The organism is Zooshikella sp. RANM57 (genome assembly GCF_050749885.1).
In the GTDB taxonomy this organism is placed as follows: domain Bacteria; phylum Pseudomonadota; class Gammaproteobacteria; order Pseudomonadales; family Zooshikellaceae; genus Zooshikella.
The window spans coordinates 404,762-429,344 of sequence record NZ_JBOIUB010000003.1 but is presented as its reverse complement, the minus strand read 5'-3'; the positions used below and the strand labels follow the sequence as shown (position 1 = coordinate 429,344).

Below are 24,583 nucleotides of genomic sequence, written 5' to 3'. Positions count from 1 at the left end.
CAGGAGTTTCAGTGAATATTAGGATCCATTAACACAAAGAATGTAACCAGAGATAAATTCTGGGTCCTGGGTATACCATGGGTGACACTCCGTTGAGTACTTTTTACTGCAGCGTTCAGCTAGCTGGTGAAAAGTAGAGCGGCCTGGATCTGCAAGTACAACTTGCTTAACACCTGCTTGCAAAGAGCGTCTAATGAGGTTGTATACCTTGTTGACTAACTCATCCCAAAAACAGATATCAGTGCCTAACACGGTGTGATGATGTGCTAGCTTTGTTTTGCTCAGCTTTTCAAGAGGTGCTTGCTCAGTATTAATGGTTACCTGATTGAAATCAGCCAATATTTGGAGATAAGGAAAGACGCTCGGGTCTAGGTCTACCCCTGTCGCTTTTGCATTAAAGCGTTTAGCGCAAAATATACTTGTCGTTCCCCAGCCACAGCCAACTTCTAATAAAGAAGCTTTATTAGGTAAAGGGTGAAAATTTAAATAGTCCATTAATAAAAAGCTTGAATGCCACAGCTTGTGGCCGTGTATTGACGGCTTGTGCTTTCTTTTTAGTGTTTTAATGGCGTGGTGTTTTTTTTCAAGCACTACAATGCCATGTGCTTGAAGCGTATTTGGTTCACAGTATTCGTTAAAGTAAGGCATAACCGGATAGTTCTACCTCCTTGAATGCAAGGGTAGTTGTGATGAAAAAAATATTTTGAAGTGTAAATAATAAGGTTTAAACGCGCAAGCGTATACAAAGATACTTTTTTATGAGTGTTAAGAGAGGGAAAAAAAACAGCTTGTGTCATGCAGTGAGAGGGTTTTGGAACGTTAAGCAGTAAGAGGAGATAACGATCTTGACACAAGCTGATACAAAGATGGCTTAAAACGTGTTGGTTTTGATCAAGTTGTTTCTGACCAAAACGAAATCATTTCTGAGACAGTGCTACCTCACCTCCTTTATGGAATGTAGGTTTAGTTTAAAAATGAATGTCTGAATAACTTATGTTGTAAAATTACTACAATTTTTTGGGTTTAGCAATGGTGAATTATCAGAAAGTTGAAATCTTTTGATAGTCATCATGCTTTTAATTAAAGGTTATGGAAAGTAACTACACTGTTACGGTTAATACTAAGGATTAATCATGCAATACAGAGTTGTTGTTATATTACCTATATTTTGTTGCAAAAAAGTTACAAGGGGCGGGCGGTTTAATGATTTTGGTTGAGTAGTTGTTAGTGTTGGGTCGTTGTCAGTAAAGACATGGGGCTTTTAAGTGCTTAACCGCACGGTAAGTTTTGTTGAGCTGTAACGCCAACAGTCAGGTATTTTGGTGATGACAGGAAAGGGGGAGTGTACTGGTAAGCAAGCTAACGAGATTAGCTAGGTTATGTTTACGTCATAGCAAATTGGCTGTTAACAATATAATGAACAGGCAGGAGACAATTGCTGAAATCGTAAGGATAGACTTTTGGGACTCAGACATAATCATCAGTTGTAATAGTTTTATTATTTGCGGCCAGCTAATGTTTCGCGAGCTACTCGTCCAAACAGAATAGTCCCTTGTCAGGAGAAGGAATACAGTGTTTTGGTAACAAAAGGAACTTGTTTGTAACAGGAGGTTTCTGATTCATCAAAGTGATGCTTAGATGAGTTATTTATGAAGGTGAGCGTCTTGGTATTTAAGGAAAAGTCTGGTGAGTTGGTTATAAATGGGCACTAGCATTATTTAGCTACTTGCTATCACTACAATAGATGTATAATTATACAGTAATTTGATTTGGGGTAGTGCATTAATTAACCATGGCAATTATTTTAGGTATTGACCCAGGCTCTAGAGTCACTGGTTATGGTTTGATCAGCCAGCTAGGGGCAAAAACTGACTATGTTGCAAGTGGCTGTATTCGAATGACAACAACAGATCTGCCTGATCGGTTGCAAGAAATATTTCAGGGTATAACCGCTGTTATTGAACGTTATATGCCCCAATCCGTTGGGATTGAACAGGTATTTATGGCGAGGAATGCAGACTCTGCATTAAAACTGGGACAGGCTCGAGGTGCAGCCATTGTCGCTGCTGTTGCTCAAGGGCTGCCAGTATCAGAGTATTCTGCCAGGCAAGTAAAGCAGTCTGTGGTGGGCAAAGGTGGAGCAGAAAAGTCTCAAGTTCAGCATATGGTGCAACATTTATTGAAGCTATCTCGTTGCCCCCCTGCTGATGCCGCAGATGCTTTGGCTGTGGCTTTGTGTCACGCACATACGCAACAAAGCTTAATCAAAATTGCAGGCGCTTCAAGTACACGGCGACGTCGGATACGTTGAAGCATTATTAGTTGATGTTTGAATATGTGAACTTAATTTTATGATTGGACGTTTGAAAGGGGTTTTGATCATAAAACAGCCTCCTGAGTTGATGATTGATGTGCAGGGGGTGGGTTATGAATTAGAGGCGCCAATGAGTAGCTTTTATCAGTTACCAGAAGTTGGCGGTGAGGTTACGCTTTTTACACACTTAGCAATAAGGGATGATGCCCATCAACTTTACGGGTTTGTCACTCAACAAGAGCGAATGTTATTCCGGGCCTTAATTAAGGTGAATGGGGTAGGTCCTAAACTGGCGCTAACCATTCTGTCTGGTATGGAAACTCAAGACTTTGTGCATAGTATACAGCGTCAAGACACAGCAACATTAGTTAAGCTGCCAGGCGTTGGTAAAAAAACGGCAGAGCGCTTGTTGATTGAAATGCGTGATCGATTAAAAGGCTGGGAAACTGACAGTGGGTCTTTATTCGCTATACCATCTGATCAGCCTGGTGAGCATGATGTGTTGCAGGATGCCGTCAGTGCATTGCAAGCACTAGGCTATAAGGCATCTGATGCAGAGAAAGCAATCAAGACTCACTACCAGGCAGGTGCAACACGAGAAGAGCTGATACGGCTTGCATTGAAAGGCATGGTGAAGTAAGGGGGTGCAGTGTGATTGAAGCTGATCGACTTGTAGCCCCAGCCGCGTCTGGGGGAGAAGACTCACAGGATCGTGCCATTCGTCCCAAGCTTTTACAAGACTATGTTGGACAACCTCAAGTTCGTGAGCAAATGGAAATTTTCATTAATGCGGCACGACAGCGAAATGAGGCGTTAGATCATACATTAATTTTTGGGCCACCAGGTCTTGGAAAAACAACACTGGCAAACATTCTGGCAACAGAAATGAATGTACAGCTGAAAACAACCTCTGGACCTGTTCTTGAGAAGGCGGGTGATATTGCCGCTTTGCTCACTAACTTAGAGCCAGGTGATGTGTTGTTTATTGATGAAATTCATCGCTTAAGCCCAATGGTTGAGGAAGTGCTTTATCCCGCAATGGAAGACTATCAATTGGATATTATGATTGGTGAAGGTCCTGCGGCACGCTCTATTAAACTGGATTTGCCGCCTTTTACCTTGGTGGGGGCAACCACCAGAGCGGGGTTGCTCACTTCACCATTGCGCGACCGTTTTGGCATTGTGCAGCGACTTGAGTTTTATAATGTCCCTGATTTAACCCACATTGTAACCCGTTCCGCCAATATTTTAGGTGTTGCTATTGAGTCTGAAGGTGCTACTGAAGTAGCAAAACGCTCTCGTGGAACACCACGAATTGCTAATCGGTTGCTGCGTAGGGTAAGAGATTATGCTGAGGTCAAAGGGGAAGGCATCATTACTCAACCCATGGCGGATCAGGCGCTGTCTATGTTAGCCATTGATCATATAGGATTTGATCAACAGGATAGAAGGCTGCTGTTAACAATGATTGAAAAGTTTAATGGTGGTCCTGTAGGAGTTGATAGCTTGGCTGCAGCGATTAGTGAGGAACGAGGCACCATTGAAGATGTGTTAGAACCTTACTTAATGCAACAAGGTTATATCCTGCGTACACCTCGTGGTCGTGTTGTTACCGATGCCGTTTATCATCATTTAGGCTTGTCTAAGCCAACCTGATTATAACTATTTCATGTGATCAGGATAACCTAACCAGCCTTTAATACGCATGACTTAATATTTTTACTGAGATTGCTTATGGAGTTATTGTGTCCATTTTTGCCTTAAATTTTCGTATTTATTATGAAGATACAGATGCGGGAGGTATTGTTTATTATGTTAACTACCTTAAGTTTATGGAGAGAGCCCGTACTGAATATTTAAGACAGTATGGGTATGAGCAGGCAAAGCTTCATGAACAAAATGTGATGTTTGTTGTCCATAGCGCTACAGTGGATTATAAAAAGCCTGCCAAGCTGGATGATAAAATAGATGTTAGCGTGTCATTATCCGAAGTTAAGCGCACATATTTAGTATTTCACCAGCAGGTGACACTCAGTGAGACGGGTGAGCTTTTGTGTGAGGCAAAGGTTAAAGTTGCTTGTGTCACATTTGATTCGTTAAGGCCTCAAGCTATTCCTCGTGATCTTATTTGTAAAATTGCATAAGTCTTCGTAAAACAACGACAAGTAACAATGTGCAGTGTTATGATTCGCCCTGCTTTTTATTAGGCAAGTATTTAGCAGGTGTCGTCTTTGATTGCTGATGTCTGCTGATAGGTAGGATGAAATGATGGAAACCAAAGTGGTCATTGATCTATCTAATCAGTATACCAGTGCTAAAAAATGTAATTTAGTTGCCGGCTAACGTTTTAATACTATTGCATTTACGGGTGCTCCGTTAGGGGGATGTAGTGACTGAGTCTTTGTCCATTTGGTCTTTGATTCTACAAGCTAGCTGGGTTGTACAGTTAGTGATGCTTATTTTAGTAGGCACATCGATTGTTTCATGGGTAATGATCATTCAACGTGCATTTTTGATAATAAATGCACGTCGTGCAGCGTCTGCATTTGAAGATCGATTTTGGTCTGGTATAGATTTATCAAAACTATTTAGACAAGTGACCAATGACCCTGATCCTGATAGTGGGATGGAGCATATTTTTCGCTCAGGTTTTAAAGAATTTACACGACTGAAGCAAGATTCTGGTGCTGATGCAGATGCAGTGATGGAAGGAACACAGCGTGCAATGCGTGTGGCAATGTCTCGTGAACAGGAACGTTTGGAAACGAACCTGCCTTTTTTAGCAACTGTAGGTTCAATTAGTCCTTATATTGGTTTATTTGGCACTGTAATAGGTATTATGGATTCTTTTAGAGGGCTCGCTAACCAGACGCAGGCAACTTTGGCAACCGTTGCCCCAGGTATTGCGGAAGCGTTAGTGGCAACAGCAATGGGTTTGTTAGCGGCAATTCCTGCTGTTGTAGCGTACAACCGATTTTCTGCACGTGTTGATACAGTACTTAATAGCTATGACACGTTCTCTGAAGAGTTTTCTAGCATATTACACCGTAATGTGCATAGCCGGCCGCGGCAGCAGCAGGGGTAAGTTATGGCAAGGCGCTCTTCACGCAAGCAGATGTCTGATATTAATGTAGTGCCTTACATCGATGTTATGTTGGTTCTGCTGATCGTATTTATGGTTACTGCACCTATGCTTACCCAAGGGGTTAATGTTGATTTACCCAAGACTGATGCTAAGCCGCTTGATGTAAAAGAAGACGAAGAAGCCATCATTGTCTCAGTAAAAGAAGATGGTACCTATTACATCAATATTGGTAAGCAGCAAGATCAACCTGTACCGTTGGAAGCAATTACAGAGCAGGTAAGTAAAATACTACGTGTTAAGCCTAATCGTATGGTTTTAATCAAAGGGGACGAAAAGGTTGACTATGGCATTGTTGTGACAGCTATGGCTGCTTTACAACAGGCAGGCGTGCCAAATGTTGGCTTAATTACAGACCCGCAAGATTTGACTCAATAGAAGTGGTTAGTTTGTGAGGCTTCCAAACGGTTATACATTACCTGCTGTATTAGCAGTGGGATTGCATTTGATCATGATTATAGCTGTATCTATAGCATGGCCATCTCCTACAGAGCGACATACAGTTAAACAACCTAAGTTGATTCAAGCGAGATTAGTAGGCTTAAAGTCAACCACAAAACAGCAGCAAAAAGCAGCAACACCTCAAAAAAACAAAGTTAATCAGCAGGCAAAACAAAAAGCTGAAGAAGCTAAGCGTAAAGCGGCTGAGGAGGCTAAGAAAAAAGCAGCGGAAGCAGCCAAGCGTAAGGCGGCAGAAGCCGCTAAACAGAAAGCAGCTGAAGCAGCTAAACGTAAAGCTCAAGAAAAAGTGCAGCAGGAGGCCGCTAGGAAAAAAGCGGAAGAAGTGAAGCGTAAAGCTGCGGCAGAAGCAAAACGTAAAGCAGCCGAAGAGGCTAAACAAAAAGCCGCGGCTGAAGCTAAACGTAAAGCTGCTGAGGCAGCTAAGCGTGCGCAACAAGAAAAACAGCGCAAGCAACGTGAGGCAAAAGCACGACAAGAGCGTGAGCGTAAAGCAAAAGAAGAAGCCTTACGTCGTCAGCAAGAGTCTGAGTTGGAAAAAATGTTGGCTGCAGAAGAAGCTGAAGAGCGTGCTCGACAGGATGCAGCGGCGAGTCAAAAACAAGTTGCGTCAATGTCTGCCTTAATTGAACAACTTGTAACGCAAAACTGGCGAAAACCTAGTTTTTTAACGAAAGGACTGAAAGTAAGGTTACAAATTCAATTAGTACCTACTGGAGAAGTGGTGAATGTATCTGTAATTCAGTCCAGTGGTAATGCACTATTTGATCGTTCTGCTGTACAAGCTGTGGAACGAGTGGGACGCATTCCTGAGTTAAGACAGCTCAAGCCGCGAGTGTTTGAAAGTAATTTTCGTCGATTTGCTATGAATTTTAGTAACCCGGAGGACTAAGCGCAGTGAAAAAAATTATTTCCACAATGCTGACGCTGTTGCTGGTAACATTCTATGGACAGCAGGCGTTAGCAGAGCTCACCATTGAAATTACTCAGGGTGTTGATAGTGCTGTTTCGGTGGCGGTGGTGCCTTTTGGTGGCAGTAGCCCTGAGGATGTATCCAACATTGTAAACAGTGACTTAAAACGGACAGGGCAATTTGATCCCTTTGATCCAAATAACATGTTAAGTATGCCACATACAGAAACTGATGTGGTTTTTGCTGACTGGCGTAAGTCAGATGTCGAGTATCTCGTAGTTGGCAATATTAACAGTGCGGGTGGTCGATATGAGGCAAGCTTCTCAATCCTTGATGTGGTTCGTCAACAAAGCTTAGCCGCAGGCAAAATTGCGAGTACGAATGTTCGTAAATTAGCGCACCGTATTAGTGATCAAGTCTATGAAAAAATAACTGGAATACGTGGTGCGTTTGATACGAAAATCATGTATGTTACCGCCGAACGGTTGGGTGGACAGCGTTCACGCTACCAATTGAACTACGCTGATGCAGATGGCTATAATGCACGAGCCATTTATACCTCGAGTGAGCCCATTCTTTCTCCTACTTGGTCACCCGATAATAAAAAGGTTGCTTTCGTCTCCTTTAAAGGAGGAAGACCTGGTATTTATATTCAGGATCTGGCAACAGGCAAACAGCGTCGTATAACAAATTATAAAGGTTTAAATAGCTCTCCCGCTTGGTCGCCAGATGGTCGGCAATTAGCGGTTGTGCTGTCTAAAGGTGGAAACCCTGATATTTACTTGGTTGATGTCAATTCGGGTGCTTTACGGCAAATAACCAAACACTTTGGAATTGATACTGAACCAAGTTGGATGCCAGATGGCTCAGCTATCGTGTTTACTTCAAACCGTGGTGGTTCACCACAAATATATAAGTCAACACTGGCAACTGGTAAAGCTGAGCGACTGACACATGAGGGTAGATATAATGCGAGAGCCAGGGTTTTCCCAGATGGCAAACAAATTGCCATGGTTCATAAAGGGCAGGGAGTTGCGCAATTTAATATTGCTGTTTTAGAGCTTGAAACGGGAAGAATGCGTCTACTGACGTCTACTTCATTGGATGAATCACCGAGTGTTGCGCCAAATGGCACAATGCTACTGTATGGCTCTATGCAAGGCCAGCGGGGTGTATTGTCTGCCGTTTCTGCAGATGGGGCTGTGAAACTTAACTTGCCTTCGAAGCAAGGGGATGTACGCGAACCTGCATGGTCAAACTTCACTTACTAATGTCACCATGTAGTGTTTGTTTTCTCTAAAGCATTTTTTAGCAAACCGGGAGTTATTTATGGATTTTTTGAAATTCGGTAAAGTTGTACTGCTTGCATCTTCCGTTGCCTGGCTGGCAGGTTGTAATACGACCGGTGGTGATAGTGCTAGCTCTGTAGGGGATGCAGATGTATCAGCCACCACGGGTGTTGCAACTGATGGTATTGATGGAAGTGTTGATGCACAAACACAAGCACTGTTAGATAAAAAGGTGTTTTTGTTTGGCTTTGATGACTCTAAAATTTTACCAGAAGACTACCCAGCACTTGATGCCCATGCAGCCAAGCTAGCATCTGACTCTAACAAAACTATTATTATTCAAGGTCACACGGATGAGCGTGGAACCCGCGAATATAACTTAGCACTTGGCGAGCGTCGTGCAAAAGCAGTTAAACGTTACTTGGTTTTAAAAGGTGTTGCACCTGAGCAAGTTGAAACAATCAGCTATGGTGAAGAGCAACCTGTTGCACTTGGACATGATGACCAGTCTTGGCAGCAAAACCGTCGCGCTGTGATTGTTTCCAATGGTGCTTACTAAGATAATTTTAGTTTGAACTGATTGGTAGCTTGGTAGCGAATACAACAAATTATGTTTATGAGTTGCCAAGTACCCGCAAACATTTTTATATTGTTTGCAATGCCATAGATGGGTGTCACACATCCATCTTTGGGTACAGCAATAAAGTGTTTAGGGTTCGATTAAGTCATGACTCATTCAACAGCTCGAACAGTGAAACATGTGTTGGCAAGCTTAAGCTTGACAGCGACAAGTCTACTTATAGTTTTACCTTCTTATGCTGAGGTTCCCGTTGTTGAGCCTACGCCTTATGGCCGCTCCAGTGGACAAGCAGCGCCTTCGCGTGGATACCAAGGAGGTAATAGTACAGCGTTGTTCGTGCAGTTAGAAGAATTACAGCAGGAAGTGTTGTCTTTACGCGGTTTAGTGGAGCAACAGGCATATCAGATCAAGCGTATGCAGCAAGAACAAAAAGATCGTTATATGGATCTTGATCGGCGAATTTCCGATCTTGCAGCGAGTGGTGCTGGTGCATCTGTCAGTGGCAGCCAAAATTCTGGTGCACAACAAATGACTGATGCTTCTGCCACTTCAGATAAAGAGAAAGAGGCATATAATTCAGCTTTCCAACTGATTCGTCAAAAGCGTTTTGACGACGCGCTTACCGCATTAAAGGCTTTTGTACAGTCGTACCCATCAGGTGCTTACACTGATAATGCTTATTACTGGCAAGGTGAAGTTTACTTGGCGCAAAATCAGCTTGAGCCTGCTAAAGAAGCGTTTACTCAAGTGATTAATAAGTTTCCACAAAGCGGTAAACTACCTGGTGCGATTTACAAGCTTGGCCGGGTTTATTTCCAGTTGGGCGATAAGAAACAAGCAAAACATTATCTAGAGAAAGTAACAAAAGAATTTCCCGATGCTGCTGCAGCTAACCTTGCAGCAGCCTTCCTTAAGCAGGTTAACTAGTAAATCTGCAGTTTTTAATTACGCCAGCAAGTAATACTTGCTGGTTTCTCCTCAACTTTATTTCCGCTATACTCTCGCCGCTTAATGAATCTTCTTGTTTAACAGGCTCAATAGTTCAAACGATCTTTTGATCATTGGCATGACGCCTCGTCTTTGTGCTTACAGTTTTTGCGTCTATTGTGATGTATTCTTAATAAGTATGCTGTGAGTGAATGGTTGCAGGTATTAAAAAATAATCCAGTTTTATGGCAGTAGAAAAAGATGAGTGAAAAGCAGCTTCGCTTAACAGAAATATTTTATTCACTGCAGGGTGAAACAAGAACTGCAGGCTTGCCTACTGTATTTATTCGGTTGACGGGGTGCCCATTAAGATGTGGTTATTGTGATACTGCCTATGCTTTCTCTGGTGGTCAAATTTGGACATTAGATGCGATTATGGCTGAAGTGCTACAGTATCAGCCACATTATGTGACAGTTACAGGTGGTGAACCTTTAGCGCAGCCAAATTGCCTACCATTACTGACAGCACTTGTAGATGCAGGCTATGAAGTTTCACTTGAAACTAGCGGCGCTTTGCCTATAGAGCATGTTGACCCGCGAATTGTTGTTGTTATGGATCTTAAGACTCCTAGCTCAGGTGAGCTACAGCGTAATTTATACAGCAATATTGAGCATTTAAAACAGCAGGACCAGGTCAAGTTTGTTATTGGTAGTCGGGAGGATTACCAATGGGCTGTGTTTAAAATGGATGAGTATGGTTTAACACGTCGGGTTTCAGAGGTTCTTTTTTCACCCGTTCACCATGAGCTGGAGCCTCGGCAGCTTGCAGAGTGGATACTTGCCGACCGATTAGCAGTCCGTATGCAGTTGCAGCTCCACAAATACTTATGGAATGATGAACCAGGGCACTGAGGTGCTGTTGCTGGAAATAAGTTCCCTTCTTTTTAGATTTTCCTTATTACATTTTCTAATGCCTTTTTAAAAAGAGTTATTAGAACCTATTCGCTAACAAGGCATTTCTTGAGGCAAATATGGTAGGATCTATTCCACAACATAATTTTCTCGTTAGCCTGATACTTGATGAAGTATGACTGCAGATATTAATAGACAAATTGTCAAAGACTACCTGGCAACAGAGCACTTGCAAAAGGATAAGTACAGTAGTGAGCAGGTACGTCAGCTAAAACAGCAGATAAAGCAGTTGTTGAAAGCTGAGGATGCTGTGCTGGTTGCACACTACTATACCGATGACATAATCCAAGAGCTTGCGGAAGAAACGGGAGGATGTGTCTCGGACTCACTGGAAATGGCACGTTTTGGTAGTCAGCACTCTGCTTCGACATTGTTAGTGGCAGGGGTTCGCTTTATGGGTGAAACCGCAAAAATTTTAAGCCCAGATAAGCGGGTGTTAATGCCGACCTTGGAAGCAACATGTTCACTGGATTTGGGTTGTCCTATTGATGAGTTTTCTGCTTTTTGTGACGCAAACCCTGACCGGTCTGTTGTTGTCTATGCAAATACTTCTGCTGCAGTAAAAGCCAGGGCTGACTGGGTTGTGACATCAAGTATTGCGCTTCCTATAGTTGAGCATTTGGTGGAACAGGATAAACCTATTATTTGGGCGCCAGATCGCCATTTAGGTAGTTATATTCAGCGTGAAACAGATGCTGACATGATATTGTGGCACTCTGAATGTATTGTACATGATGAGTTTAAAGCAAAGGGGATACTAGACCTGAAACAGATATACCCTGAAGCTGCAGTGTTGGTTCACCCAGAGTCCCCTGCTTCTGTTGTAGAGTTAGCTGATGCAGTAGGTTCAACATCTCAGTTAATAAAAGCGGCACAGTCTTTACCCAACCCTCAATTCATTGTGGCTACTGACCGAGGCATTTTTTATAAAATGCGACAAGCCGCACCAGGCAAAACCTTCTTGGAAGCCCCTACAGCAGGAACTGGTGCGACCTGTAAGAGTTGTGCGCATTGTCCGTGGATGGCTATGAATGGTCTAGAGAGTACGATTAGTACGCTTGAGCAAGGTAATAATGAAGTGTTTGTTGAGCCTGATCTAGCAAGGCGAGCGATGATTCCACTCAATCGAATGCTAGAGTTTGCGGCTGAATATCAGCTTAAAATTAAAGGTAATGCTTAGCCCTTGTCGTTTTATTTTCATTTATCAGTGATATAGACGTTAAAAAAGCCAACAGGATTTTGTTGGCTTTTTTATTGTTGTAAATCTGAACTCTTCCTTAAATAAATTTTTTAACCAAAGCCAAGGTCTTTTAACTCTTTTTTGTAGGCTCTGAGGTCTTCTATTTGTTTGTTTAACTTTGCAGTAATCGCAAACTTACCTTTTGCAAGTTTCAAAGCGTATTCAAGGTGCTCAATCGCTTTATCGACATTACCATTGAGACGGTAGTATTCAGCTCGGGCCTCATGTACACCCAAAATATTTTTATTTAAACCTCGTGCCTCTGCAAGTAAGTACCATACATAGGGGTCGGTCGCACGATTGCGCGAAAGACGACGTAAGGTTTGTTCAGCCTTTGCATATTGTTTTCCTGCTATCTGGTTTTCTGCCAGTTGCAACATTAATGCATGATTGTTTGGATAAATATCCAATAAGGTTGTCACTGTTTTGTTTGCTTGGGTTATATTTCCCATCGCTTTTTCCAGTCGCGCTTGTGCGAGTGCAAACTGGATATTATCAGGTGATTTTTCATAAAGTGGTTTGAGTGTGCTTTGGGCTTGTTTTAGTTGGCTACTTGCTATTTGTGCCAGTGAGAGACCATAACGTGCTGCGGTTTGTTTGGCGTTAGCTTTGAACTGTTTGGCTGCAGTTTGGGGTGTACTGGCATAATGGAGCTTAATTTTGGCTTTGATTAGTTCATAGCGAGGGTTATAAGTGTAGCTTTGTTTAGGAAATTGTGCTGCTCGGCTTTTCGAGTCAGCAATACGGTTTTGAGTGACTGGGTGAGTTAACAAAAATTCAGGTGGTTTTTGTCCAAGAAAGCGTGTTGCATGATTCATTTGTTCAAACATTGCAGGCATAGCTTGAGGGTTCATTCCCGCACGATAGAGGTTTTGAATACCAACATTGTCTGCTTCCCGTTCATTTTGACGGCTAAAACTGAGCATTTGGCTGCGCATGCCGGCCTGTGTGGTAGCTAGTGCCGCAAACCCAGCATCTCCTCCACCGGCAGCAAGAACGGCTATGCTGGCGAGTGTTGCTGCAATGTAAGGCAGTTTATTTCGTTCTGCATTTTCGACACCACGAGCATAGTGACGTTGACTTAAGTGTGCTAATTCATGGGCAATGACTGAGGCAAATTGATGTTCATTTTTGGCATAGAGAAAAAGACCGGCATTAATTCCAATGATGCCACCTGGTGCAGCAAAGGCATTAAGCTTAGGACTATCGATGACTACGATCTCTAAACGACGGTCTTTTACTTCACTGGTATTGATGAGTTTAAAAATCAGTTCCTCAACATAGTCCTGTACTTCTGCATCCTGCAGCATGGGGATCTGGCCGCGAAGGGAGGCGAGAAATGCTCGGCCAAGCTTATGTTCATGGGATGGAGAAACAATAGCTGAACTACTATCCCCTAGGTCAGGAAGTAAGAGTTCATTCCCTGCGACTGTCAATGAAAGAGCCAATGAACAGGTACTTAGTGTTGTGCAAATTTTTTTAAACATGATGAGATTTTTTTCGCCAGCGGATAAAAAAGATTCAAACTGTTCTTCTGACGGCTATCCGAAAGAGCGTTTATAAATGAAACCCTGATCCTATTGTGTCGTTAGTGACAGTCAATTGCCATCCTGTTAAGTTAAAATACATTAGCATGATGAGATTTAAACTGTCTGCTAAAAGCCTCAGTACTATCTCAGCACTATTTAGTGTTAGTGCATTACGTTTTAGTGCATTGCGTTTATGGATGCTAGCCGTAATAATGAGTTAGCATTATTCCTTATACTGCAATTATTTAGTTGATTCGAGTGCATTGAGCACACTTTTGTTCCTTGGCAAAGCTTTAACTTTAGGATAACAGCAAATTATTGAGCCACCATGACAACTACTGATATCGAACTGGATATGATTGGGCAGCGTTGTCCAATGCCATTGTTGAAGGCTAAACAAGCACTTGTATCAATGCAGCCGGGGCAGGTACTCAATGTCGCGGCCACAGACCCTGGCTCAGTCAGAGATTTTGCCGCATATTGTCAACTGAGTGGGCACAAGTTACTGTCAAGTGATTTGGTTGATGGGGTTTACTACCACAGGATTAAAAAAATATCTTAGTGGCTTTAAGGCAAGATGCCAAATCAAAACGTACATGGTATGAAAGGTACACAGCATGTTAGATGTTTTTAAAAGCTGGTTTCATCGCTATTTTTCTGACCAGGAAGCAGTAGTATTAACAGTGCTCTTGGTGGTGGGACTTGTTGTGATTCTTACCATGGGCGTTATGCTGGCTCCAGCATTGGCTGCATTGGTATTAGCATTTTTGCTTCAAGGTTTGGTTGCTTTATTAGAAAAATATAAAACACCTCATACACTTGCAGTAACCATTGTGTTTATTTTATTTGTTGCTGCATTAACTTTGATATGCTTTGTATTGTTACCCTTAATTTGGGACCAAATAACAGGTTTAGTTAATGAACTGCCTTCCATGATTAAAGATGGACGTCAGATTCTATTATTGCTACCAGAGAAATATCCTGAGTTTATTTCAGAGTCTCAAGTTAATTTATGGATCAGTTCTGCAAGTAAACAGTTAGCTGATCTAGGACAAACGGTGTTGTCCTTTTCGCTTTCTCAACTGCCTAATTTTGTGGGAATTATTGTTTATTTAATCCTTGTACCTATTCTTGTTTTTTTCTTTTTGAAGGATCGAAACGTTTTACTCAATTGGGTAACAGCTTTTTTACCAAGTGAACGTCCTTTGATTGATCGCGTTTCAGAGGAAATGAATGAGCAAATCGCAAATTATGTGCGTGGTAAGGTCATTGAAATTCTTATTGTAGGAACGGTTACTTATATTGCGTTTGCCTTTTTGAATGTTAATTATGCTGCCTTATTAGGTTTGCTCGTGGGGTTGTCTGTTATTGTACCTTATATTGGCGCAGCGGTTGTCACCATTCCTGTTGCATTAATTGGCTTCTTTCAGTGGGGCTGGGGTAATGACTTTATTATTTTAATGGTTGTATACGGCATTATTCAGGCGCTTGATGGGAATGTATTAGTACCCTTACTTTTCTCTGAAGCCGTTAACTTACATCCTGTTGCAATTATTGTTGCAGTGCTTGTGTTTGGAGGGCTTTGGGGTTTTTGGGGAGTATTTTTTGCTATACCGTTAGCAACGCTGCTCAAGGCGCTACTGTCAGCCTGGCCAAGAGTTTCGGATGGAGTATCTATTAAAACAGAAGGGTAAACCCGCATTATTCGCGGGTTTGACCAATAGTCATAAAGCTGCTTAAGGCAGAGACTCTGCCGCAGCGAGTACTTCTTTAACATGACCTGGAATGGATACTTTACGCCATTCTTGTCGAAGTACGCCTTCTTTATCAATCAAAAATGTACTGCGCTCAATGCCCATGACCTGTTTGCCGTACATATTTTTCATTTTGATGACATCAAATTGCTTGCACAGTTCTTCATCTGGATCTGAAATAAGTGCAAAGGGAAAGTTTTGTTTCTGCTTAAAGGCTTCGTGCGATTTTAGGGCGTCGCGGGATACGCCAAACACAACTGTTTTGCATGCTTTAAACTCGTCATAGTGGTCTCTGAAGTCTTGTCCTTCGGTTGTACAGCCTGGTGTACTGTCTTTAGGATAAAAATAAAGTACGACGTTATATCCTTTCAGGGCTGACAACAAGACATCTTTATTGTTAGTTGCTTGTGCTTGAAAGTCATTTACTGGTTCACCCACGGTTACACTCATTATGCCGTCCTTACTCTTTGTACAGTTGTTGCTGGATTACAGTCACAGTTAGTTAGATATGAGAAACCCAGAGTGGGGTTATGATGATCACTAGCGACTACCTGTGTACTGCTTATACAGGTATGAAGCCAGAAATATGTAATAATTTAACGGATTGCGGTGGAATTATTAGAGTATGATTTTATTAAGATTAGGTAAAGAGATAAAGCTATTTGCAGGAGAGGGTGGCGGTTGGCTAGCTGCAATTTGTTCACTTAGTCAATGTTATGTGACTTAAAACATACTCAAGCTGCAAAGTATTTTTTTTAGGCATGAATATTACCGGATTACTTGAGCAATTCAGCCAGCCTCAGTAACATAACCGCCAATTAAAGTGTGAATGGAGCAAGGCAATGATTTCAGGCAGCATTGTAGCCCTAGTAACCCCTATGCATAGTGGGGGTGGTATTGATTGGGAATGCTTGACGAGACTGGTTGACTTTCATTTGGAACAAGGTACTCATGCTATCGTTGCTGTGGGAACCACTGGCGAGTCTGCAACCCTGACTGTTCCTGAACACTTGAAAGTGATTAAACATGTTGTACAACAGGTGAAAGGAAGGATTCCTGTGATAGCGGGGACGGGGGCAAACTCAACAGCTGAAGCACTCATTCTTACCCAGGAGGCCAAAGATGCTGGTGCTGATGCCTGTTTATTAGTAACGCCTTACTATAACAAACCAACTCAGGAAGGGTTATTTCAGCACTTTAAAACGATAGCTGAGCAAATCGATATACCTCAAATTCTGTATAATGTGCCTGGCCGTACAGCCGTTGACCTGCTCCCTGAAACGGTAAAACGCTTGTCTGAACTCCCTAATATTATTGGTATCAAAGAAGCAACAGGTGATGTCTCTCGTGCTGTGGATATTATTGAGCAGTGTGGGAGCGAGTTTTTGGTATTGTCGGGGGATGATGCAACAGCAGTGGAGCTTATGCTGGCAGGAGGTAAGGGGAATATTTCTGTAACGGCAAATGTGGCGCCTGCTAAAATAGCTGAGTTATGTACCTTGGCTATCGCGGGTAAAACGGAAGAAGCTAGAGCATTGAATAATAGCCTTATGCCACTACATAAAGCATTATTTTGGGAGTCAAACCCCATCCCTGTTAAGTGGGCTTTGGTAGAAATGAAGTTAGTTGATAAAGGAATACGTTTACCGTTAACCCCCTTAAGTGAACAATTCCGAGCACCATTAGTTGATATTTTACGGGAACAAGGATTGCTATAATGGCGCCTAATTATGTTCAAACTGACCTTAACCCAGGTCGTCTGAAATGCCTGCTTGTGGCATTTTCTGTAACAGCCAGTGCTCTATTATCTGGGTGTAGTTTTTTTGGTGACGGGGGGTACATTAGAGACCGTTCCAATGATTATTTAAAAGCGGAAACCACGCCTCGCTTAAAGCTATCAGAACGATTAAAAGAGAATGCTATCGATGATGCTATGGCGATTCCTGAAATTAATCAGGATACAACGTTACCTGATGAGTTTCGGTTACCACGGCCTGAGCGTGTAGTAGTGAAGTCGGATAATGTCCATTATCAAATTATCAAGCGTGGACCTTTACGTTGGATGATTACCGATAAAACACCTGACTATGTTTGGCAGGAATTGCTGTCTTTTTGGAAGCAAAATAAAATTTCACTGGAAAAGCAAGATACATCAGCTGGCGTGATGGAAACAGGTTGGTTAACGCCTCGTGAGTACAGTAATGCTGACTTTATTGGTCACTTTATCTTGGACTTGATTGGCGATGACGATGAAGACTTGTTTAATGACAAGTTTCGGGTATTTGTAACGAAACGTGCAGAGACAGGAGAAACTCAGCTTTTTGTTATGCATGCTCGGCAAACAAAGTCACAACGTGATGATGATGAACAAATAGATTGGGAAAAGCATAAACAATCGACTGATGCTTATGCGGCAGGAATGGTGAACGAGCTCTTACTGTATTTTTCTCGAGGAGGAAGTGGTCAGCAGGCAGTAGATACCTCTCTTGACCTTAGTGAAACAGCGTTGCTTGATGAGGATGGTAATGGTAATCCTGCTCTACTGATCAAGGCACCTTTTGAGCGAAGCTGGGCAGCTACAGGCCAAGCGCTGGCTAATGCAAATATTAAGGTGGCAGATAAGAACAGGTCAGCAGGTTTGTACTATATTGCTGTTGGTGAGAACCAGGAGCCAGTGAAGGCTGAAGAGGAAAATCCTGGATTCTTTTCCCGTCTGTTTGGTGATGATGATAAAGAAAAAGGGGCTGTTAAACCAACACAATACCAAATTAGGGTCACGCCCTTTGGTAATAAAGTATATGTTTCTGTTGAGAAAGACATTAACACCATTGCTCCAAAAGACTTTAGTCAGGATTTGCTAAGGTTAATAAAGGATAACTTGCGATAGTGATGTTGAAAGACCAGGCCTAGCGCCTGGTTTTTTTTGTCTAAATTATTCTGTGTGCCGCAATAGTGATTTGTTCGTGGAGAAAATCAATGGAAAAGCGTAATGAGCTGTATTCGGGGAAAGCAAAGTCGGTTTATACGACAGATGATCCAAATCGACTGGTATTGCACTTTCGTGATGATACTTCTGCGTTTGATGGAAAGAAGAAAGAGGCATTAAATCGTAAAGGTGCTGTTAATAACCAGTTTAATGCTTTTATTATGGAAAAACTTGAGGCTGCAGGTATAGCAACTCACTTTGATAAAATGCTATCAACACAAGAGTCTTTGGTTAAATGCTTAAAGATGATTCCAGTAGAATGTGTGGTGAGAAACATTGCTGCAGGAAGTATCTGTCGTCGTTTAGGCGTTCAGGAAGGGATTACGCTTGAACAGCCTATTTTTGAATTTTTCTTAAAAAATGATGAGCTCGGCGACCCAATGATTAATGACTATCATATTGCGGCATTTGGCTGGGCTGAGGCCGAGCACGTTGAGCGAATGAAAGAACTTACGCTTGCGGTAAACGATGTGCTTAAGCCACTCTTTCTATCTGCAGGGCTCTTGTTAGTTGATTACAAGCTTGAATTTGGGCTTTATGAAGGTGAGCTAGTACTTGGCGATGAGTTTACCCCCGATGGTTGTCGTCTATGGGATGCTGAAACCAGAGCTAAGCTTGATAAAGACCGGTTTCGTCAAGGGCTAGGTAATGTGGTTGAAGCTTATGAAGAAGTAGGGCAGAGGTTAGGAATTACCTTTAATTACTAAGTATTTTTTCTAGTGTGGTGTCACTGTTTGTTAGCACATTAGCTAATGAGTGGTGACACGTTGGGCAGGATTGTACATTCAGTTTCTTATAAATTTATCGTTGGCTTGTTACTGATGAGTCACTAAAATGAAGTGTACATTTGCTGTGCAATTTAAAGAATAGGTCTATATTTATAGGATTTAGTCCTTGTTTATAAGGGTGATCCACAAACTTATCCACAGAAACTGTGAGTAACCCTCTTTCTGGCTTTAAATCACCATGCTTGAAATGCACAACTAAGAACACCATGTTCCTATATATAAGCTTACAAAGTTGAATAGTTTATTGTGCACTTTGATAGTAGCCTTTAGCATTTTTATTTGAGTTGCAACATTTAAAGTGTCAGATAACACGTCTATTTAAAAACATTGTTTGGAAGAGAGCATGTCAGACAACCCTTATATTGTTGATGTCACTGTTGATAACTTTCAGCAGGTGGTTGTTGAAAAGTCGCAGTCAGTACCCGTGTTGCTAGATTTTTGGGCAGATTGGTGTCAGCCCTGTAAAAACCAACTTCCTATTCTGGAAAAGCTGGCAACAGCCTATGGTGGTAAATTTATTGTTGCGAAAGTTAATGCTGATGAACAACCCATGTTGGCACAACATTTGGCCGTACGCTCTTTACCCACATTAAAAATAATTTTTCAAGGGCAAATTGCTCAAGAGTTTACGGGGTTAACCAGTGAGGCTGACATAAAGGCTGTATTGGATGAGCTGACGATGAGTCCTGCAGATCGGATTCAAATGCAAGTTGATGCTTTAGTTGAGGCTGGGCAGTTTGATCAAGCGCTATTGTTTGTTCAACAAATGTTACAAAGTGAGCCTGATAATCAGGCGCTAAAAGTTCAGTTAGCTAAATTACTGTTACAAACAGGGAAAATTGAAGATGCAAAGCAGGTAATGGCTGGCATTCCTGATGATGCACCAGGTATAGAACAGCCTAAAGCCAAAATTGCCTTTTATGAAATGGCTGCAGCGTTGCCTTCCACAAGTGAACTTGAGGCACAGGTAAGCAAACAGCCTAAGGATTTAGAAGCTTCTTACCAATTGGCAATCAGGCGAGTGGTAGATGATGAGTATGAGTCTGCATTGTCTCTACTTTTCACTATTGTGCAACAGGATCGAACCTTTAAAGAAGACGGTGCCAGATTATTGATGTTGCAAGTTTTTGATTTGCTGGGGTCTGCAGATGATCGTGTTAAGTTATTCCGTCGCAAGTTGTTTAGTCTAATGCACTAGTCTTAAAAGCCCTCAAGGAGGGCTTTATTCATCGTTAGAAAACCCTCCGAACTGTTCTCCTAGCTTATCAAGAAGTGCTAACAATGTTGTAGTCATGAGGGTAAAGTCTGCATCAAATTGTGCCGCTTTATTATCTGGATCATCAATAGAGGCTTGCTCTATCAATTCATCTGCAAACTTTAAGCGTTTAAGTGTGAAGTCATCTGCAAGGACAAAGGATAACTCTGCTTCTAGCTGTAAGGACAGTTTGCTAACTTGCTTGCCATTAGTAATCAGTGTGCAAATTTCATCATTAAGCAAGTCTTGACGCTTACAACGAATGATACTGCCATCCTCTGTTGGTTCTCTCAGTTCACATTCATCGCCAATAATAAAAGGTGTTGGTAACTCATTACCGTTAAGCCAGCTGGTCATAATAGTGTTTGGTGCATCATTAGGCATTAGTGGTACAACAGGTAGTGAGCCTATGGACTGCCGAAGAAAGCTTGTCAGTTCTTCCGCTTTCTTATGGCTTGCAGCATCCACTAGTAACCAACCTTGTTGTGGTGCTAAGCAAGCAAATGTTTTTTGAGAGCGGCTAAATGCTTTTGGTAAAAGCGCCTGAATAGTGTCTTCTTTTATTTGATCACGTTCTTTACGAGTGACTTTACGGAATTGGCTTTCTTCTATTTCAATAACTTTATCTTGAACAAAATCTTTGATAACTGATGAAGGGAGTATTTTGTCTTCTCGTTTGGCACATATAAGCAGAAGGCCGTGAGCTTGATGAACAAGTAAATCACTGTGTGAGTCCAGCGGGGGCACCCAGCCATAGGTGGAAGCTTGCTGTTTAGTACAGGGGGTAAATAAATGATCCTGGAGTTGTTGATCAAGTTGTTCACTATCAAAATCAATGGGTTTAGTTAAACGGTAAGCGATTAAGTTTTTAAACCACATACTTGCCTCACTTTGTTAAGAGGCCGCATGTTAGCAAAAGCTTACTTGGCACCTCAAAGCTTTTTGCTCTGGATGCTTCTCAATTAGCATATTGGTGTTAAATATTGCTGTCAGGATAATAATCACGTCAGAACAGTTTTTGTAGAATTACTCGTTAGTTTTTTGATTGGTAGGTAAGATTGTTTAAATGAGCTAGTTGGCTGAAATAGAGTGCTAAATAAGAAAAAACTTTACAGAAGGGTTGCATTGCTAGCAAAAGCGCTTATATAATTCGCTCCGTCCTGAATCGATGGGCAGATAGCTCAGCTGGGAGAGCATCGCCCTTACAAGGCGAGGGTCGGGGGTTCGATCCCCTCTCTGCCCACCATTTCTTACAGGATTCGGAGCGGTAGTTCAGTTGGTTAGAATACCGGCCTGTCACGCCGGGGGTCGCGGGTTCGAGTCCCGTCCGCTCCGCCATTCTCACTTCATAAAATTTCTAGTTTTCTTCTTGCTCTTATTCGTTGCAAAAACTACCCACAGTTAGTCGTGCTTTTATAAAGCTGAGTTATTTTAGAGCTTACTTTTATATTCTCGTTTAACTCCTACAGTAAGTGGAATTCATGGCTTGTGTTTAAGTGCTGGACCTTGGCTACTACCAGTGAAAAATATTAAAAGATAGTTGCAATCAATCATCTATAGTGCGTATAATGCGCTCCGTCCTGAAGCGATGGGCAGATAGCTCAGCTGGGAGAGCATCGCCCTTACAAGGCGAGGGTCGGGGGTTCGATCCCCTCTCTGCCCACCATTTCTTACAGGATTCGGAGCGGTAGTTCAGTTGGTTAGAATACCGGCCTGTCACGCCGGGGGTCGCGGGTTCGAGTCCCGTCCGCTCCGCCATTAATTCTAAAAATACACTTAGTATTTCTTCTTTTATTTCATTTCACATCACTCAATTAAGCATTTCTAACTTATCAGTTAGTCGTTTTTCTAGTACTAATAGTGCTTAATACTCAACCTTATTTGCTTGTTATCTTCTTCATAGCCTGCGAAATATAAGGCAGAACATGAGTTAGGTTTGCTTTGTTTTCTTAGTTGGGTTGTTAATGAGGGCTTTGGCTGTGGTAATGAAGTGCGGTCAGGAAGGAAAAATATTAAAGCTATTAGCCATTTCTGGCTAATAGCATGATACTAAGCGAATTCAACAATGTTTAGAAAACATTATCATTAGCAGCAATACGGTGCTTAAGTTGGATGTAATCAACTAATACATTACCAGCTTCAAATAGATAGGCATCATCCTCAACAGGAAGATCGTCTTGGTCCTTTTGACTTTCTTCCGCAGCTGTTTTTTCAAAGTCAGAATAGTCTTTGTAAACATTCTTACCTTTTGCTTTACGGAAGATGTTTTCTATTGAGAGTCTCTGCTCCTGACGCTGTTTAAGCTCTTCTTGTCGTTGTTTTTCATTTAAGGAGATCGTTGTTTGTTTTTCCAGTTCTCTTTGATAGTTCAGCTGATCCTGAATGTATATAAAATCAGGACTGGTTTGAATCCGTTGATTGTGCTTCTTTTGCAATAGCATCATTTCAGGAATATTGGCTTGGTAAGGCGTATGTCGGACAGGCTTAATAGTATCCCAGGGTAGGGCATCAGGTAATGAGCTTTCACCTATTTCTTCAGTATTGTAGACAGCAGGAAAATGTATGTCAGGCATAATGCCTTGATGCTGCGTGCTTTGCCCAGATATGCGATAAAATTTAGCCAGGGTGTATTTAAGCTGCCCATGATTTAGTGGCTGAATGCTTTGTACAGTGCCTTTACCAAAAGTTTGGCTGCCAACGACAAGTGCACGGCGATAGTCTTGCATAGCGCCAGCAAAAATCTCAGATGCAGAAGCACTTAAACGGTTAACAAGAACAGCCATAGGGCCATCATAGTAAATTGAGCTGTCAGGATCTTCCTGGGTGTCAACTCGACCAAAGCTGTCTTTAACAACAACGGTAGGACCTTGCTTTATAAATAATCCAGTAAGCTCATTGGCTTCTTGTAGTGAGCCACCACCGTTATTTCGCAGGTCAATAATCAGGCCATCAATTTTTTCTTTTTCCAGCTCTTTTAAAAGACGCTTAACATCTCGTGTTGTGCTTTTATAGTAGGGGTCGCCTGCTTGAGCGGATTTGAAGTCAATGTAAAACGTTGGAATCTGGATAATGCCAACTTTAAATGTTTTTCCTTTTTCTTTAATGCTGAACAGCTTTTTCTGAGCTGACTGTTCTTCAAGTTTAACAGTGTCACGCTTGATAGAATAAACTTTTCCTGGCCCTGTGCTGTCACTGCCAGAAGGAAGAACCTCTAATCTTACAATGGTGTCTTTTTTACCGCGTATCAACTCAACGACTTCATCTAGCCGCCAGCCGATTACATCAACTATCTCACCCTTTGTTCCCTGGCCTACACCAACAATCTTATCAGCTGGTTTTAGTTGACCAGCTTTATCGGCAGGTCCTTTATTTACTAGACGGACGACCTTTGTGTATTCGTCTTCAGACTGTAAAACAGCACCAATACCTTCAAGCTTAAGGCTCATATTGATATCAAAGTTTTCAGCTCTGCGAGGTGAAAAGTATTGCGTATGAGGGTCATAGATTTGTGTGAAGGCATTTACAAAAATTTGGTAAGCATCCTCATTATTGTTTTGATGCAGTCGATTGAGCTGGTTATTAAAGCGCTTAGTAAGCAGTTTGGTTATTTCTTTATCTTCCTTGCCAGCAAGCCTCAATCGTAGTATGCGGTCTTTCAATATTTTTCGCCATAAACTTTGTTGCTCTGTATGAGTCACTGGCCAGCGAGCATTTTTTCGATCAGTTTCAAGGGTTTCTTTGATAGCAAAATTAAAGCGGTTAACACCACGCTTCAACAGTTTAAGGTTGAAAAGCAAGTGTTGTTTAACATGGGCTTGATAACGATTAAATATTTCAAATGCATGACGAAGATTGCCTGTTTTCAAATCGTTATCTAGTTTATGGCGGTACTTTTCAAACTCATTAATATCTTGAACTAGGAAATAGCGTCGGTCAGGGTCAAGATTTTCGAGGTATCTGTCAAAAATTTTAACTGAGCTTTGGTCGTTAAGAGGGATCTTTTCATAATGACGACGCAATAATTGCACCATGTTTACAGTTGCCAGACGTTGATCTTCAGTAGGCGTTAATTCTTGCAAATTCAGCTGTTCTGCAGGAATAACCTTTGCCACTGTGGCAAGTGATATGCCAGTCAGGGTAGTAAATAATAGTGCATGTATTAGCTTGTTTTTACAGAGATTTAATGCCATTGGTTAATGCTCGATACCTTTCCGATGCTTATGGTCTTTTTATGCCCTATTTGGAGAGCCTGTATGCATTATTAGTTCCCAGTATCCTAATTCCAGGAGGGGGGATATTTGCAATCATAACCTGTTTTACGTGTTAAGTTTAGCCTATTTATGGTTGTATCAGCCTTGAACAACTGCATAAAACACGTTGGGAGGAATCTAGAACCTGTCAATATGTGAGCTGGAAAGCTAATGATGTGAGAGTG

The 24,583-nt window shown here is 41.8% G+C and carries 23 protein-coding genes and 4 tRNA genes; 22 read left to right on the top strand and 5 right to left on the bottom strand.

The features are described 5' to 3' along the window. Positions 1–18: 18 nt before the first annotated feature. A complete protein-coding gene (locus ACQ96U_RS09310) occupies positions 19–648 on the bottom strand; it encodes a class I SAM-dependent methyltransferase (RefSeq protein ID WP_431720969.1) in 630 nt (209 codons plus the stop codon). 1,144 nt (positions 649–1,792) lie between these two features. On the opposite strand from ACQ96U_RS09310, the gene ruvC reads away from it, so the two are divergent. From ruvC to nadA, 12 genes are all read left to right on the top strand, one after another. Continuing rightward, complete coding sequence (ruvC, locus tag ACQ96U_RS09305) at positions 1,793–2,311, top strand: crossover junction endodeoxyribonuclease RuvC (protein WP_431720968.1); 519 nt, start codon at positions 1,793–1,795, stop codon at positions 2,309–2,311. Positions 2,312–2,351: 40 nt separating this feature from the next. Next, on the top strand, positions 2,352–2,954 hold the full coding sequence (gene ruvA / locus ACQ96U_RS09300; protein ID WP_431720967.1) for a Holliday junction branch migration protein RuvA: 603 nt from the start codon (positions 2,352–2,354) through the stop codon (positions 2,952–2,954). Positions 2,955–2,965: 11 nt separating this feature from the next. Beyond that, positions 2,966–3,970 carry a Holliday junction branch migration DNA helicase RuvB gene (gene ruvB / locus ACQ96U_RS09295; protein ID WP_431720966.1) on the top strand — a complete coding sequence of 335 codons (1,005 nt, stop codon included), beginning with the start codon at positions 2,966–2,968 and terminating at the stop codon, positions 3,968–3,970. A gap of 89 nt (positions 3,971–4,059) precedes the next feature. Further along, on the top strand, positions 4,060–4,458 hold the full coding sequence (ybgC, locus tag ACQ96U_RS09290; protein WP_431720965.1) for a tol-pal system-associated acyl-CoA thioesterase: 399 nt from the start codon (positions 4,060–4,062) through the stop codon (positions 4,456–4,458). Between the two features lie 245 nt (positions 4,459–4,703). Continuing rightward, positions 4,704–5,399 (top strand): protein TolQ, encoded by a 696-nt coding sequence (tolQ, locus tag ACQ96U_RS09285; protein WP_431720964.1) that lies wholly within the window; start codon positions 4,704–4,706, stop codon positions 5,397–5,399. Positions 5,400–5,402: 3 nt separating this feature from the next. Beyond that, positions 5,403–5,834, top strand: a complete 432-nt coding sequence (tolR, locus tag ACQ96U_RS09280) for a protein TolR (RefSeq protein ID WP_431720963.1) — start codon at positions 5,403–5,405, stop codon at positions 5,832–5,834. Positions 5,835–5,907: 73 nt separating this feature from the next. Then, positions 5,908–6,807: a cell envelope integrity protein TolA gene (gene tolA, locus ACQ96U_RS09275; RefSeq protein WP_431720962.1), complete on the top strand. Its 900-nt coding sequence runs from the start codon at positions 5,908–5,910 to the stop codon at positions 6,805–6,807. Between the two features lie 5 nt (positions 6,808–6,812). Beyond that, entirely contained in the window at positions 6,813–8,099 is a 1,287-nt protein-coding gene (tolB, locus tag ACQ96U_RS09270; RefSeq protein ID WP_431720961.1) for a Tol-Pal system beta propeller repeat protein TolB, read from the top strand. 58 nt (positions 8,100–8,157) lie between these two features. Continuing rightward, on the top strand, positions 8,158–8,676 hold the full coding sequence (gene pal, locus ACQ96U_RS09265; RefSeq protein WP_431720960.1) for a peptidoglycan-associated lipoprotein Pal: 519 nt from the start codon (positions 8,158–8,160) through the stop codon (positions 8,674–8,676). A gap of 168 nt (positions 8,677–8,844) precedes the next feature. Further along, positions 8,845–9,624: a tol-pal system protein YbgF gene (gene ybgF / locus ACQ96U_RS09260; RefSeq protein ID WP_431720959.1), complete on the top strand. Its 780-nt coding sequence runs from the start codon at positions 8,845–8,847 to the stop codon at positions 9,622–9,624. Positions 9,625–9,885: 261 nt separating this feature from the next. Beyond that, positions 9,886–10,536 (top strand): 7-carboxy-7-deazaguanine synthase QueE, encoded by a 651-nt coding sequence (queE, locus tag ACQ96U_RS09255; RefSeq protein WP_431720958.1) that lies wholly within the window; start codon positions 9,886–9,888, stop codon positions 10,534–10,536. A 175-nt stretch (positions 10,537–10,711) separates the two neighbouring features. Further along, positions 10,712–11,776 (top strand): quinolinate synthase NadA, encoded by a 1,065-nt coding sequence (gene nadA, locus ACQ96U_RS09250; protein WP_431720957.1) that lies wholly within the window; start codon positions 10,712–10,714, stop codon positions 11,774–11,776. 110 nt (positions 11,777–11,886) lie between these two features. On the opposite strand, the gene ACQ96U_RS09245 is transcribed toward nadA, so the two are convergent. Next, entirely contained in the window at positions 11,887–13,323 is a 1,437-nt protein-coding gene (locus ACQ96U_RS09245; protein WP_431720956.1) for a M48 family metalloprotease, read from the bottom strand. Positions 13,324–13,693: 370 nt separating this feature from the next. Between ACQ96U_RS09245 and ACQ96U_RS09240 the strand changes: the two genes are divergently transcribed. Continuing rightward, entirely contained in the window at positions 13,694–13,927 is a 234-nt protein-coding gene (locus ACQ96U_RS09240; protein WP_431720955.1) for a sulfurtransferase TusA family protein, read from the top strand. 55 nt (positions 13,928–13,982) lie between these two features. Then, positions 13,983–15,059: an AI-2E family transporter gene (locus ACQ96U_RS09235; RefSeq protein ID WP_431720954.1), complete on the top strand. Its 1,077-nt coding sequence runs from the start codon at positions 13,983–13,985 to the stop codon at positions 15,057–15,059. 42 nt (positions 15,060–15,101) lie between these two features. Here ACQ96U_RS09235 and ACQ96U_RS09230 read toward each other — a convergent pair whose 3' ends face one another. Beyond that, a complete protein-coding gene (locus ACQ96U_RS09230) occupies positions 15,102–15,569 on the bottom strand; it encodes a peroxiredoxin (protein ID WP_431720953.1) in 468 nt (155 codons plus the stop codon). Positions 15,570–15,961: 392 nt separating this feature from the next. Here ACQ96U_RS09230 and dapA point away from each other — a divergent pair, with 392 nt between their 5' ends. From dapA to ACQ96U_RS09210, 4 genes are all read left to right on the top strand, one after another. Continuing rightward, positions 15,962–16,837, top strand: coding sequence for a 4-hydroxy-tetrahydrodipicolinate synthase (gene dapA, locus ACQ96U_RS09225; protein ID WP_431720952.1), 876 nt, complete (start codon positions 15,962–15,964; stop codon positions 16,835–16,837). Then, positions 16,837–18,006 carry an outer membrane protein assembly factor BamC gene (bamC, locus tag ACQ96U_RS09220; protein WP_431720951.1) on the top strand — a complete coding sequence of 390 codons (1,170 nt, stop codon included), beginning with the start codon at positions 16,837–16,839 and terminating at the stop codon, positions 18,004–18,006. Before dapA ends, bamC begins: the two co-directional genes overlap by 1 nt. Before the next feature lie 89 nt (positions 18,007–18,095). After that, entirely contained in the window at positions 18,096–18,812 is a 717-nt protein-coding gene (gene purC / locus ACQ96U_RS09215) for a phosphoribosylaminoimidazolesuccinocarboxamide synthase (RefSeq protein WP_431720950.1), read from the top strand. 424 nt (positions 18,813–19,236) lie between these two features. Next, positions 19,237–20,091 carry a tetratricopeptide repeat protein gene (locus tag ACQ96U_RS09210; RefSeq protein WP_431720949.1) on the top strand — a complete coding sequence of 285 codons (855 nt, stop codon included), beginning with the start codon at positions 19,237–19,239 and terminating at the stop codon, positions 20,089–20,091. 24 nt (positions 20,092–20,115) lie between these two features. Here the strand turns inward: ACQ96U_RS09210 and rdgC are convergent, their stop codons facing one another. Next, positions 20,116–21,027, bottom strand: coding sequence for a recombination-associated protein RdgC (gene rdgC, locus ACQ96U_RS09205; protein WP_431720948.1), 912 nt, complete (start codon positions 21,025–21,027; stop codon positions 20,116–20,118). Positions 21,028–21,318: 291 nt separating this feature from the next. Between rdgC and ACQ96U_RS09200 the strand changes: the two genes are divergently transcribed. From ACQ96U_RS09200 to ACQ96U_RS09185, 4 genes are all read left to right on the top strand, one after another. Beyond that, positions 21,319–21,394, top strand: a tRNA-Val gene (locus ACQ96U_RS09200). A 15-nt stretch (positions 21,395–21,409) separates the two neighbouring features. After that, positions 21,410–21,486 (top strand) — tRNA-Asp (locus tag ACQ96U_RS09195). Positions 21,487–21,738: 252 nt separating this feature from the next. Further along, a tRNA-Val gene (locus ACQ96U_RS09190) sits at positions 21,739–21,814 on the top strand. Between the two features lie 15 nt (positions 21,815–21,829). Further along, a tRNA-Asp gene (locus ACQ96U_RS09185) sits at positions 21,830–21,906 on the top strand. A 311-nt stretch (positions 21,907–22,217) separates the two neighbouring features. Here ACQ96U_RS09185 and ACQ96U_RS09180 read toward each other — a convergent pair. Then, positions 22,218–24,338 carry a carboxy terminal-processing peptidase gene (locus ACQ96U_RS09180; protein WP_431720947.1) on the bottom strand — a complete coding sequence of 707 codons (2,121 nt, stop codon included), beginning with the start codon at positions 24,336–24,338 and terminating at the stop codon, positions 22,218–22,220. Positions 24,339–24,583 lie beyond the last annotated feature (245 nt).

Bases quoted from the DNA above. Each gene is read 5' to 3' on its own strand.
- tolA (WP_431720962.1), top strand. From the start codon at position 5,908: ATGATTATAGCTGTATCTATAGCATGGCCATCTCCTACAGAGCGACAT.
- dapA (WP_431720952.1), top strand. From the start codon at position 15,962: ATGATTTCAGGCAGCATTGTAGCCCTAGTAACCCCTATGCATAGTGGG.
- ACQ96U_RS09235 (WP_431720954.1), top strand. From the start codon at position 13,983: ATGTTAGATGTTTTTAAAAGCTGGTTTCATCGCTATTTTTCTGACCAG.
- ACQ96U_RS09210 (WP_431720949.1), top strand. From the start codon at position 19,237: ATGTCAGACAACCCTTATATTGTTGATGTCACTGTTGATAACTTTCAG.
- ACQ96U_RS09230 (WP_431720953.1), bottom strand. From the start codon at position 15,569: ATGAGTGTAACCGTGGGTGAACCAGTAAATGACTTTCAAGCACAAGCA.
- tolR (WP_431720963.1), top strand. From the start codon at position 5,403: ATGGCAAGGCGCTCTTCACGCAAGCAGATGTCTGATATTAATGTAGTG.
- bamC (WP_431720951.1), top strand. From the start codon at position 16,837: ATGGCGCCTAATTATGTTCAAACTGACCTTAACCCAGGTCGTCTGAAA.
- rdgC (WP_431720948.1), bottom strand. From the start codon at position 21,027: ATGTGGTTTAAAAACTTAATCGCTTACCGTTTAACTAAACCCATTGAT.
- queE (WP_431720958.1), top strand. From the start codon at position 9,886: ATGAGTGAAAAGCAGCTTCGCTTAACAGAAATATTTTATTCACTGCAG.
- ACQ96U_RS09245 (WP_431720956.1), bottom strand. From the start codon at position 13,323: ATGTTTAAAAAAATTTGCACAACACTAAGTACCTGTTCATTGGCTCTT.
- ruvC (WP_431720968.1), top strand. From the start codon at position 1,793: ATGGCAATTATTTTAGGTATTGACCCAGGCTCTAGAGTCACTGGTTAT.
- ACQ96U_RS09310 (WP_431720969.1), bottom strand. From the start codon at position 648: ATGCCTTACTTTAACGAATACTGTGAACCAAATACGCTTCAAGCACAT.
- ACQ96U_RS09240 (WP_431720955.1), top strand. From the start codon at position 13,694: ATGACAACTACTGATATCGAACTGGATATGATTGGGCAGCGTTGTCCA.
- nadA (WP_431720957.1), top strand. From the start codon at position 10,712: ATGACTGCAGATATTAATAGACAAATTGTCAAAGACTACCTGGCAACA.
- purC (WP_431720950.1), top strand. From the start codon at position 18,096: ATGGAAAAGCGTAATGAGCTGTATTCGGGGAAAGCAAAGTCGGTTTAT.
- ruvA (WP_431720967.1), top strand. From the start codon at position 2,352: ATGATTGGACGTTTGAAAGGGGTTTTGATCATAAAACAGCCTCCTGAG.
- ybgF (WP_431720959.1), top strand. From the start codon at position 8,845: ATGACTCATTCAACAGCTCGAACAGTGAAACATGTGTTGGCAAGCTTA.
- ACQ96U_RS09180 (WP_431720947.1), bottom strand. From the start codon at position 24,338: ATGGCATTAAATCTCTGTAAAAACAAGCTAATACATGCACTATTATTT.
- pal (WP_431720960.1), top strand. From the start codon at position 8,158: ATGGATTTTTTGAAATTCGGTAAAGTTGTACTGCTTGCATCTTCCGTT.